Annotated in this window: 2 protein-coding genes, 4 tRNA genes and 5 rRNA genes; 10 read left to right on the top strand and 1 reads right to left on the bottom strand. The window is 42.9% G+C overall.

The genetic code is table 11. From position 1 onward, the window contains the following. Positions 1-71 precede the first annotated feature (71 nt). The 10 genes from JOE44_RS13880 to JOE44_RS13835 all read left to right on the top strand — a co-directional run bounded on the left by JOE44_RS13880 (position 72) and on the right by JOE44_RS13835 (position 10,860). Positions 72-145: transfer RNA gene (locus JOE44_RS13880), tRNA-Ile, on the top strand. 97 nt (positions 146-242) lie between these two features. Continuing rightward, a tRNA-Ala gene (locus JOE44_RS13875) sits at positions 243-316 on the top strand. A gap of 204 nt (positions 317-520) precedes the next feature. Further along, positions 521-3,278 (top strand): 23S ribosomal RNA (locus JOE44_RS13870). Positions 3,279-3,418: 140 nt separating this feature from the next. Next, positions 3,419-3,526, top strand: a 5S ribosomal RNA gene (rrf, locus tag JOE44_RS13865). Positions 3,527-4,797: 1,271 nt separating this feature from the next. Further along, positions 4,798-6,314: ribosomal RNA gene (locus tag JOE44_RS13860) — 16S ribosomal RNA — on the top strand. A gap of 213 nt (positions 6,315-6,527) precedes the next feature. Continuing rightward, a tRNA-Ile gene (locus JOE44_RS13855) sits at positions 6,528-6,601 on the top strand. A 97-nt stretch (positions 6,602-6,698) separates the two neighbouring features. After that, positions 6,699-6,772, top strand: a tRNA-Ala gene (locus JOE44_RS13850). Between the two features lie 204 nt (positions 6,773-6,976). After that, positions 6,977-9,734 (top strand): 23S ribosomal RNA (locus JOE44_RS13845). 141 nt (positions 9,735-9,875) lie between these two features. Then, positions 9,876-9,983, top strand: a 5S ribosomal RNA gene (rrf, locus tag JOE44_RS13840). Together the 16S, 23S and 5S rRNA genes with 4 tRNA genes alongside form the textbook arrangement of a ribosomal RNA operon. A 679-nt stretch (positions 9,984-10,662) precedes the next feature. After that, positions 10,663-10,860 (top strand): hypothetical protein, encoded by a 198-nt coding sequence (locus JOE44_RS13835; protein ID WP_149835059.1) that lies wholly within the window; start codon positions 10,663-10,665, stop codon positions 10,858-10,860. Between the two features lie 83 nt (positions 10,861-10,943). On the opposite strand, the gene JOE44_RS13830 is transcribed toward JOE44_RS13835, so the two are convergent. Beyond that, positions 10,944-12,572 carry a carboxyl transferase domain-containing protein gene (locus JOE44_RS13830; protein WP_209786028.1) on the bottom strand — a complete coding sequence of 543 codons (1,629 nt, stop codon included), beginning with the start codon at positions 12,570-12,572 and terminating at the stop codon, positions 10,944-10,946. Between the last annotated feature and the right edge of the window lie 69 nt (positions 12,573-12,641).

The following is a 12,641-nucleotide window of genomic DNA, read 5'->3' as shown; positions in this document are numbered from 1 at the left end:
TTATAAATTATAGATTTTAGATTTAAATAATCATTTAAAATTTTCAATTTAAAATTTAAAATTAATAATGAAGTCTCGTAGCTCAGCTGGTTAGAGCGCTACACTGATAATGTAGAGGTCGGCAGTTCGAGCCTGCCCGAGACTACTAATTGAAGGGATTATAGATTATAAATTATAGATTTTAGATTATAACGCATGTTTCATTTAAAATTTATAATCTAGAATTTACAATTTCTACTAGAGGGGAATTAGCTCAGCTGGCTAGAGCGCCTGCCTTGCACGCAGGAGGTCAAGGGTTCGACTCCCTTATTCTCCACAGTTTTGAAAGCTTAATTTAAAAGTTACGGATAGAGCCAAAAACAATATCTGTTCATTAAGCGGACAAGAAGACATTAAGATCATTGACATTAACGGTAAAGACATCACAAAGAGATAACCGAGCACTTTCGAGTGCCGAGTTTATAAAAATATCGATAGACGAGAGTTTATCAAAAAATACTGAACTAATTTAAATATTAGGAAAGAAATCGTTAAGGGCGTATGGCGGATGCCTAGGCTTTCAGAGGCGACGAAGGACGTGGTAAGCTGCGAAAAGCTGCGGGGATTGGCACACACGAATTGATCCGCAGATGTCCGAATGGGGCAACCCGGCTGGTTGAAGACCAGTCACCTCTTAGGAGGAGCAAACCCGGAGAACTGAAACATCTAAGTACCCGGAGGAAAAGAAATCGAAGAGATTCCGTAAGTAGTGGCGAGCGAAAGCGGATTAGCCCAAAAGTCTTTATATGTTTAGAGGAATGTTCTGGAAAGAACAATCATAGAAGGTGATAATCCTGTACTCGAAAGGCATATTTGGATGATAAATGAGTAGGGCGGGACACGTGAAATCCTGTCTGAATATGGGGGGACCATCCTCCAAGGCTAAATACTCCTGAAAGACCGATAGTGAACAAGTACTGTGAAGGAAAGGTGAAAAGCACTTCGAATAGAAGGGTGAAATAGAACCTGAAACCGTACGCCTACAAGCGGTCGGAGCACCTATATGGTGTGACGGCGTGCCTTTTGCATAATGAGCCTACGAGTTAATTTTACTAGCGAGGTTAAGGTATTAAGTACCGGAGCCGGAGCGAAAGCGAGTCTGAATAGGGCGTATAGTTAGTAGGATTAGACGCGAAACCTTGTGATCTACCCATGGGCAGGTTGAAGCTCTGGTAACACAGAGTGGAGGACCGAACCGGTTGACGTTGAAAAGTCTTCGGATGACCTGTGGGTAGGGGTGAAAGGCCAATCAAACTGGGAGATAGCTCGTACTCTCCGAAATGCATTTAGGTGCAGCGTCGTATATAAGTTTATTAGAGGTAGAGCTACTGATTGGATGCGGGGGTTTCATCGCCTACCAATTCCTGACAAACTCCGAATGCTAATAAATGTTCTACGGCAGTGAGGGCATGGGTGCTAAGGTCCATGTCCGAGAGGGAAAGAACCCAGACCAACAGCTAAGGTCCCAAAATATATGTTAAGTTGAAGCAACGCGGTTGGACTGCATTGACAGCTAGGATGTTGGCTTGGAAGCAGCCATTCATTTAAAGAGTGCGTAACAGCTCACTAGTCGAGCGGTCCGGCATGGATAATAATCGGGCATAAACATATTACCGAAGCTATGGATTTGTATTTTAGATACATCTGGTAGGAGAGCATTCTATTTGCGCCGAAGCAGTACTGTGAGGTATTGTGGAGCGGATAGAAAAGAAAATGTAGGCATAAGTAACGATAAAGCGGGCGAGAAACCCGCTCACCGAAAGACTAAGGTTTCCTCAGCCATGCTAATCAGCTGAGGGTTAGTCGGGACCTAACGCGAACCCGAAAGGGGTAGTGGATGGACAATGGGTTAATATTCCCATACTTGCTCACACTAAAAAGGGGACGGAGTGCCGTACTTACTGGAGACTGACGGAATAGTCAAGGCCTAGCCTTCGGGCGAAGCTGCTGTAGGGAAAGTGCTTCCAAGAAAAGCCGAAGTGAAGCAACCCGTACCAAAACCGACACAGGTAGTCGAGGAGAGAATCCTAAGGTGCTAGAGTGAATCATGGTTAAGGAACTAGGCAAAATAGTCTCGTAACTTCGGGAGAAGAGACGCCATCAGCAATGGTGGCCGCAGTAAAGAGGCCCAGGCGACTGTTTATCAAAAACACAGGACTCTGCAAAATCGAAAGATGCAGTATAGGGTCTGACACCTGCCCGGTGCTGGAAGGTTAAGGAAGGTGCTTAGGGTTAAACCGAAGGCATTGACTGAAGCCCCAGTAAACGGCGGCCGTAACTATAACGGTCCTAAGGTAGCGAAATTCCTTGTCGGGTAAGTTCCGACCTGCACGAATGGTGTAACGATCTGGGCACTGTCTCAACCATGAGCTCTGTGAAATTGTAGTATCGGTGAAGATGCCGATTACCCGCAATGGGACGAAAAGACCCTGTGAACCTTTACTATAACTTCGTATTGACTTTGAGTAAGTAATGTGTAGGATAGGTGGGAGGCTTTGAAGCAGGCACGCTAGTGTTTGTGGAGCCAACGTTGAAATACCACCCTTTACTTACTTGGAGCCTAACTTCTTTTAGAAGGACATTGCGTGGTGGGTAGTTTGACTGGGGTGGTCGCCTCCAAAAGAGTAACGGAGGCTTTCAAAGGTACCCTCAGCACGCTTGGTAACCGTGCGTAGAGTGTAATGGCATAAGGGTGCTTGACTGTGAGACCTACAAGTCGATCAGGTGCGAAAGCAGGACATAGTGATCCGGTGGTTCCGTATGGAAGGGCCATCGCTCATAGGATAAAAGGTACTCCGGGGATAACAGGCTAGTCTCCCCCAAGAGCTCACATCGACGGGGAGGTTCGGCACCTCGATGTCGGCTCGTCACATCCTGGGGCTGGAGAAGGTCCCAAGGGTTGGGCTGTTCGCCCATTAAAGTGGCACGCGAGCTGGGTTCAGAACGTCGTGAGACAGTTCGGTCTCTATCTATTGCGGGCGTTAGATGTTTGAGAGGGCTTGATTCTAGTACGAGAGGACCGAATTGAACAAACCTCTGGTGTATCAGTTGTACCGCCAGGTGCACTGCTGAGTAGCTACGTTTGGAAGAGATAAGCACTGAAAGCATATAAGTGCGAAACTCGCCTCAAGATGAGACATCTTTTAAGGGTCGTTGGAGATGACGACGTTGATAGGCTATAGGTGTAAAGACAGTAATGTCATAGCCAAGTAGTACTAATTACCCGTAGATTTATAGCCTGATATGGCGCACGGAAGTGCAGCAAGGTTACCTCTTTGTGAAAGTTTTTATCGATAAAATAGAAGTTAGAATCTAGATATTAGAAGTTAGTTTTTACTAATCTCTAAGTACTAATCTCTAACCTCTTATATACAACCTTTAGGGTGGTTTTAGCGGTGGGGCTCACCTGTTCCCATTCCGAACACAGAAGTTAAGCCCACCAGCGCCGATGGTACTGCTAACGCGGGAGAGTAGGCCGCCGCCAGTTTTTATTTTATTTTTAAAAATCCTTTATCTGATGATAAAGGATTTTTTTTGTTGTATACTATCCCCATAGCTACCTGCTTACCCTGACAAATCCCAACCCAACATAAATAATCAATAATGAGTAATAAGTAATATCTAACGTATGCTATCATTACCCATTACCCATTACCCATCTTTACCCCAACACACTTGTCACTCCGTAGGAGCCTCAATGATCCGGTACAAAATAAAATACGCTTTACTTAATATATCATCATAAACTTCTCTTTTTAAAACTTCAGCAAACTCCCATAGTGGTATTTGCATTCGAAGCTAAATCTAATTGAGTTTCTACCTTTAGTAAACTTCAGAATTTTCTTCCACAAGAAGAAGCTTGTTTTTTCCATTATCATTTTCTTTATGATATCTCATTCACATTTCGAAAAATTTAAGCAAGCAAAATAGATTTTTCCTATTTCCTTTCTCTGGCTTTTCTACGAATCTGTAAATATCTTTACAATACTCCACCGTTTATAATCTATCTTTTACCGATTAAAGCCTAACTCATTTTTTTAATCTTACAAATTAAATGCAGGTATGACTACAGTATTCAAATGCTGATTTAAAAAATAAATTACCAGAACTTGCCTCACACCTGTTTAGGTGATTACCATCTATTGATTCATTATTACTTGAAATTCACCTTATGAAACTGAATTTTATATACTATTTTTTTATGTGTCTCTGTATTTGCATATTGTGGATAAGTATATTTTATGTATAATGAATTGTTTATTAGGTTATTATGTGAATACTTTTCCACTTTTGGTATTTTTATCTTGCATAAAGTTGCGGGGTATGGTATAAGTTTCTATCTTTGCCCCACTGAAAAACGAGAGTAGTTCAGTAGCGCAGAAGAGCTTTTAGCTAAGCAGAAACAATATGATACTTCAAAAAGAGACAAACAAAAAACTTTAATTTTTTTATTAAAAAGAGTTGCGGGTTTAAAAAGAGTTTGTATCTTTGCAGTCCCAATTACAGGGAGCGCAGGAGTAGGATGATTGAGGGTTTGGGAGAGATTAAGGTTACTTAAAAAACTTTAAAATTTTCTTCAAAAACATTTGGTCATTAAGAAATAAAGTTTTACTTTTGCACTCGCAAATACGGAGCGACACTGACAGAGAGATTGCTTCGTTACAAAGCGAAAGATATAAAGATCATTGACATACAATATAACAACCAAGTAAGGAAAAACTAAAGCGTTAAAAAACTTTGAGTGAGTCAGACAAACATACAATGGAGAGTTTGATCCTGGCTCAGGATGAACGCTAGCGGGAGGCCTAACACATGCAAGCCGAGCGGTAGAGATCTTTCGGGATCTTGAGAGCGGCGTACGGGTGCGGAACACGTGTGCAACCTGCCTTTATCTGGGGGATAGCCTTTCGAAAGGAAGATTAATACCCCATAATATTTTGAATGGCATCATTTAAAATTGAAAACTCCGGTGGATAGAGATGGGCACGCGCAAGATTAGATAGTTGGTGAGGTAACGGCTCACCAAGTCTGCGATCTTTAGGGGGCCTGAGAGGGTGATCCCCCACACTGGTACTGAGACACGGACCAGACTCCTACGGGAGGCAGCAGTGAGGAATATTGGACAATGGGTGAGAGCCTGATCCAGCCATCCCGCGTGAAGGACGACGGCCCTATGGGTTGTAAACTTCTTTTGTATAGGGATAAACCTTTCCACGTGTGGGAAGCTGAAGGTACTATACGAATAAGCACCGGCTAACTCCGTGCCAGCAGCCGCGGTAATACGGAGGGTGCAAGCGTTATCCGGATTTATTGGGTTTAAAGGGTCCGTAGGCGGATCTGTAAGTCAGTGGTGAAATCTCACAGCTTAACTGTGAAACTGCCATTGATACTGCAGGTCTTGAGTGTTATTGAAGTAGCTGGAATAAGTAGTGTAGCGGTGAAATGCATAGATATTACTTAGAACACCAATTGCGAAGGCAGGTTACTAAGCAACAACTGACGCTGATGGACGAAAGCGTGGGGAGCGAACAGGATTAGATACCCTGGTAGTCCACGCCGTAAACGATGCTAACTCGTTTTTGGGCTTTTGGGCTCAGAGACTAAGCGAAAGTGATAAGTTAGCCACCTGGGGAGTACGTTCGCAAGAATGAAACTCAAAGGAATTGACGGGGGCCCGCACAAGCGGTGGATTATGTGGTTTAATTCGATGATACGCGAGGAACCTTACCAAGGCTTAAATGGGAAATGACAGGTTTAGAAATAGACTTTTCTTCGGACATTTTTCAAGGTGCTGCATGGTTGTCGTCAGCTCGTGCCGTGAGGTGTTAGGTTAAGTCCTGCAACGAGCGCAACCCCTGTCACTAGTTGCCATCATTAAGTTGGGGACTCTAGTGAGACTGCCTACGCAAGTAGAGAGGAAGGTGGGGATGACGTCAAATCATCACGGCCCTTACGCCTTGGGCCACACACGTAATACAATGGCCAGTACAGAGGGCAGCTACACAGCGATGTGATGCAAATCTCGAAAGCTGGTCTCAGTTCGGATTGGAGTCTGCAACTCGACTCTATGAAGCTGGAATCGCTAGTAATCGCGCATCAGCCATGGCGCGGTGAATACGTTCCCGGGCCTTGTACACACCGCCCGTCAAGCCATGGAAGTCTGGGGTACCTGAAGTCGGTGACCGTAACAGGAGCTGCCTAGGGTAAAACAGGTAACTAGGGCTAAGTCGTAACAAGGTAGCCGTACCGGAAGGTGCGGCTGGAACATCTCATTTTAGAGCGTCTTTAGACGATAAACAAAATTAGTATCGTAAGATACAGTACTTACTTAAAGTTCAAGCTTTAGTTTTTTGTTTGGTTGCTATATAAAAATACAAAACCCACTAGAAATTAGTAAAGGGATAGAGAGATTTTAGATTATAAATTATAGATTTTAGATTTAAATAATCATTTAAAATTTTCAATTTAAAATTTAAAATTAATAATGAAGTCTCGTAGCTCAGCTGGTTAGAGCGCTACACTGATAATGTAGAGGTCGGCAGTTCGAGCCTGCCCGAGACTACTAATTGAAGGGATTATAGATTATAAATTATAGATTTTAGATTATAACGCATGTTTCATTTAAAATTTATAATCTAGAATTTACAATTTCTACTAGAGGGGAATTAGCTCAGCTGGCTAGAGCGCCTGCCTTGCACGCAGGAGGTCAAGGGTTCGACTCCCTTATTCTCCACAGTTTTGAAAGCTTAATTTAAAAGTTACGGATAGAGCCAAAAACAATATCTGTTCATTAAGCGGACAAGAAGACATTAAGATCATTGACATTAACGGTAAAGACATCACAAAGAGATAACCGAGCACTTTCGAGTGCCGAGTTTATAAAAATATCGATAGACGAGAGTTTATCAAAAAATACTGAACTAATTTAAATATTAGGAAAGAAATCGTTAAGGGCGTATGGCGGATGCCTAGGCTTTCAGAGGCGACGAAGGACGTGGTAAGCTGCGAAAAGCTGCGGGGATTGGCACACACGAATTGATCCGCAGATGTCCGAATGGGGCAACCCGGCTGGTTGAAGACCAGTCACCTCTTAGGAGGAGCAAACCCGGAGAACTGAAACATCTAAGTACCCGGAGGAAAAGAAATCGAAGAGATTCCGTAAGTAGTGGCGAGCGAAAGCGGATTAGCCCAAAAGTCTTTATATGTTTAGAGGAATGTTCTGGAAAGAACAATCATAGAAGGTGATAATCCTGTACTCGAAAGGCATATTTGGATGATAAATGAGTAGGGCGGGACACGTGAAATCCTGTCTGAATATGGGGGGACCATCCTCCAAGGCTAAATACTCCTGAAAGACCGATAGTGAACAAGTACTGTGAAGGAAAGGTGAAAAGCACTTCGAATAGAAGGGTGAAATAGAACCTGAAACCGTACGCCTACAAGCGGTCGGAGCACCTATATGGTGTGACGGCGTGCCTTTTGCATAATGAGCCTACGAGTTAATTTTACTAGCGAGGTTAAGGTATTAAGTACCGGAGCCGGAGCGAAAGCGAGTCTGAATAGGGCGTATAGTTAGTAGGATTAGACGCGAAACCTTGTGATCTACCCATGGGCAGGTTGAAGCTCTGGTAACACAGAGTGGAGGACCGAACCGGTTGACGTTGAAAAGTCTTCGGATGACCTGTGGGTAGGGGTGAAAGGCCAATCAAACTGGGAGATAGCTCGTACTCTCCGAAATGCATTTAGGTGCAGCGTCGTATATAAGTTTATTAGAGGTAGAGCTACTGATTGGATGCGGGGGTTTCATCGCCTACCAATTCCTGACAAACTCCGAATGCTAATAAATGTTCTACGGCAGTGAGGGCATGGGTGCTAAGGTCCATGTCCGAGAGGGAAAGAACCCAGACCAACAGCTAAGGTCCCAAAATATATGTTAAGTTGAAGCAACGCGGTTGGACTGCATTGACAGCTAGGATGTTGGCTTGGAAGCAGCCATTCATTTAAAGAGTGCGTAACAGCTCACTAGTCGAGCGGTCCGGCATGGATAATAATCGGGCATAAACATATTACCGAAGCTATGGATTTGTATTTTAGATACATCTGGTAGGAGAGCATTCTATTTGCGCCGAAGCAGTACTGTGAGGTATTGTGGAGCGGATAGAAAAGAAAATGTAGGCATAAGTAACGATAAAGCGGGCGAGAAACCCGCTCACCGAAAGACTAAGGTTTCCTCAGCCATGCTAATCAGCTGAGGGTTAGTCGGGACCTAACGCGAACCCGAAAGGGGTAGTGGATGGACAATGGGTTAATATTCCCATACTTGCTCACACTAAAAAGGGGACGGAGTGCCGTACTTACTGGAGACTGACGGAATAGTCAAGGCCTAGCCTTCGGGCGAAGCTGCTGTAGGGAAAGTGCTTCCAAGAAAAGCCGAAGTGAAGCAACCCGTACCAAAACCGACACAGGTAGTCGAGGAGAGAATCCTAAGGTGCTAGAGTGAATCATGGTTAAGGAACTAGGCAAAATAGTCTCGTAACTTCGGGAGAAGAGACGCCATCAGCAATGGTGGCCGCAGTAAAGAGGCCCAGGCGACTGTTTATCAAAAACACAGGACTCTGCAAAATCGAAAGATGCAGTATAGGGTCTGACACCTGCCCGGTGCTGGAAGGTTAAGGAAGGTGCTTAGGGTTAAACCGAAGGCATTGACTGAAGCCCCAGTAAACGGCGGCCGTAACTATAACGGTCCTAAGGTAGCGAAATTCCTTGTCGGGTAAGTTCCGACCTGCACGAATGGTGTAACGATCTGGGCACTGTCTCAACCATGAGCTCTGTGAAATTGTAGTATCGGTGAAGATGCCGATTACCCGCAATGGGACGAAAAGACCCTGTGAACCTTTACTATAACTTCGTATTGACTTTGAGTAAGTAATGTGTAGGATAGGTGGGAGGCTTTGAAGCAGGCACGCTAGTGTTTGTGGAGCCAACGTTGAAATACCACCCTTTACTTACTTGGAGCCTAACTTCTTTTAGAAGGACATTGCGTGGTGGGTAGTTTGACTGGGGTGGTCGCCTCCAAAAGAGTAACGGAGGCTTTCAAAGGTACCCTCAGCACGCTTGGTAACCGTGCGTAGAGTGTAATGGCATAAGGGTGCTTGACTGTGAGACCTACAAGTCGATCAGGTGCGAAAGCAGGACATAGTGATCCGGTGGTTCCGTATGGAAGGGCCATCGCTCATAGGATAAAAGGTACTCCGGGGATAACAGGCTAGTCTCCCCCAAGAGCTCACATCGACGGGGAGGTTCGGCACCTCGATGTCGGCTCGTCACATCCTGGGGCTGGAGAAGGTCCCAAGGGTTGGGCTGTTCGCCCATTAAAGTGGCACGCGAGCTGGGTTCAGAACGTCGTGAGACAGTTCGGTCTCTATCTATTGCGGGCGTTAGATGTTTGAGAGGGCTTGATTCTAGTACGAGAGGACCGAATTGAACAAACCTCTGGTGTATCAGTTGTACCGCCAGGTGCACTGCTGAGTAGCTACGTTTGGAAGAGATAAGCACTGAAAGCATATAAGTGCGAAACTCGCCTCAAGATGAGACATCTTTTAAGGGTCGTTGGAGATGACGACGTTGATAGGCTATAGGTGTAAAGACAGTAATGTCATAGCCAAGTAGTACTAATTACCCGTAGATTTATAGCCTGATATGGCGCACGGAAGTGCAGCAAGGTTACCTCTTTGTGAAAGTTTTTATCGATAAAAACAGAAGTTAGAATCTAGATATTAGAAGTTAGTTTTTACTAATCTCTAAGTACTAATCTCTAACCTCTTATATACAACCTTTAGGGTGGTTTTAGCGGTGGGGCTCACCTGTTCCCATTCCGAACACAGAAGTTAAGCCCACCAGCGCCGATGGTACTGCTAACGCGGGAGAGTAGGCCGCCGCCAGTTTTTATTTTATTTTTAAAAATCCTTTATCTGATGATAAAGGATTTTTTTTGTTGTATACTATCCCCATAGCTACCTGCTTACCGTACAAATCCCAACCCAACATAAATAATCAGCAATCAGCAATGAGTAATATCCAACGTATGCTATAATTACTCATTACTCATCTCTACCCAACACTATTGTCACTCTGCAGGTGTCTAAACAATCCATTTAAAATTCTGTAGTTTATCCTTTGAATTATTCTTTAGACTCTAATAAATGTGGCTAGATTCCTACGGAATGACATCATCGGAACTATTAAATCTCACGATATAAAACCAATCATTCTTAAATCGGATCCCACAACTCATAATTTGACTTATCATTCATCATTAATGTCCTCCTAGCCCCGATAGCAATGGTTACCCCGCAGCTTGGATTGGCGAGTGGTTGGGGCTGAGCGTGGGAGCGTGCAGGCGCGAGGAGTATGAATGAATAGCGGGATACAGCTCCTGAAATTTGTTAAAGTATTTTCTCGCTATTCCTATATTATCGTGTGTATAAATCTTAATTAGGTATAATTCAAATCTAAGATGGAAGTTTCTCATTAAATTTCACAGGATGTTGAAAAAATGGTATATTAGAAAAGCGTAATCCGAAAAGCTATAATAGAGTAGGAAATATCAAAAACTAAATAACTATGAAAAATCTGGTAAAGATTTCAAGAGAGAGTTTAAAATCACTTAAAGGAAGCGGTGGCCCAGGTTGCCCGGATGATCCGGCATTTGGAATGTGTTATCCTCCGGGATGGCCTAATGGAATTTGTTTGAGCAAATATCAATGCTGTATGAGGCTGGGCGGCCCTATAGAATTTTGTAAAGAAGAATATGGAAACTAATATTCCTATAATTTAAAGGTATAAATAAAAATACGGCTATCTCAAACTGAAATAGCCGTGTTTATTTTATAAATATATTGTAATCAGACTTGAATTACTCCTAAGTTGAATTTCTCAGTGATAGGAGAATTGTTGGCAGCTTCAATACCCATGGAGATCCATTTTCTTGTATCTACAGGGTTAATAATCGCATCTGTCCATAATCTTGCTGCGGCATAGGTAGATTCAGTTTGTTTCTGATATTTCTTAGAAATCGTATCCAGAATCTCATTGTGCTCTTCTTCAGATATTTCCTTTCCTTGTTTTTTCAATGTTGATTCCTGGATCTGAGCAAGCACTTTTGCGGCCTGCGCACCTCCCATTACAGCTAAATCTGCCCAAGGCCATGCTACAATTAACCTAGGATCATAAGCTTTACCACACATCGCATAGTTTCCTGCTCCGTAAGAGTTTCCTGTAATGATGGTGAATTTAGGAACTACAGAATTGGAAACTGCGTTTACCATTTTAGCTCCGTCTTTAATGATTCCGCCATGTTCTGATTTGGAACCTACCATGAATCCGGTAACATCCTGTAAGAAAATTAAAGGGATCTTTCTTTGATTGCAGTTGGCAATGAAACGTGTTGCTTTATCTGCAGAATCTGAGTAGATTACGCCTCCAAACTGCATTTCTCCTTTTCCACTTTTAACCAATTTTCTCTGGTTGGCTACAATCCCTACAGACCACCCGTCAACTCTTGCCGTTGCACAGATAATACTTTTACCGTAGTCTGGTTTGTATTCTTCATATTCAGAGTTATCCACAATACATTTGATAATTTCGTAAGTATCATATTGCTCAGCTCTGGAAACCGGCATAATTCCGAAAATGTTTTCAGGGTTTTCTTTTGGAGGGAAACTTTCTATTCTGTCAAAACCTGCTTTTTCAGTTGTTCCAAGAGATTTCATGATGTTTTTGATTCTATTCAAAGCATCTTTATCATCTTTCGCTTTATAATCTGTTACTCCTGAAATAGAGCAGTGCGTAGTAGCACCACCCAATGTCTCATTATCGATGCTTTCTCCAATAGCTGCTTTTACAAGATAGCTTCCGGCAAGGAAAATAGAACCTGTTTTATCCACAATCATTGCTTCATCACTCATAATGGGAAGATAAGCTCCTCCAGCCACACAGCTGCCCATAACGGCAGAAATCTGGATGATTCCCATAGAACTCATTTTGGCATTATTTCTGAAAATTCTTCCGAAATGCTCTTTATCCGGGAAAATCTCATCCTGCATAGGAAGGTAAACACCAGCTGAGTCTACCAAGTAAATGATAGGAAGTTTGTTTTCCATAGCAATTTCCTGTGCTCTCAGATTTTTCTTTCCTGTGATAGGAAACCACGCTCCGGCTTTTACAGAAGCATCATTGGCAACAATGATACATTGTCTCCCTGAAACGTAACCTATCACTACTACAACTCCTCCGCTAGGACATCCTCCATGTTCTTTATACATCTCAAAACCTGCAAATGCACCTACTTCTATAGAATCTGAATCTTTATCGAGAAGATAATCCACTCTTTCTCTTGCTGTCATTTTTCCTTCATCACGAAGCTTTTGAAGCCTCTTCTCACCACCTCCTTTTTTGATTTCAGTGAGTAAGCGATTTATTTCAGATAATTTTAATCTGTTCTGATCTTCTCGTTTATTGAATTCGATGTCCATAAAATTTTCAATTTTTTACGCTTAAAGATACTATTTTTATGAGGAATATGAATTGGAAGTAAAACAGAT

The organism is Chryseobacterium sp. PvR013 (assembly GCF_017833095.1).
Lineage (GTDB): Bacteria > Bacteroidota > Bacteroidia > Flavobacteriales > Weeksellaceae > Chryseobacterium > Chryseobacterium culicis_A.
Note: the sequence above shows the minus strand (reverse complement) of the source record. Positions and strands in the feature narration are given on the sequence as shown.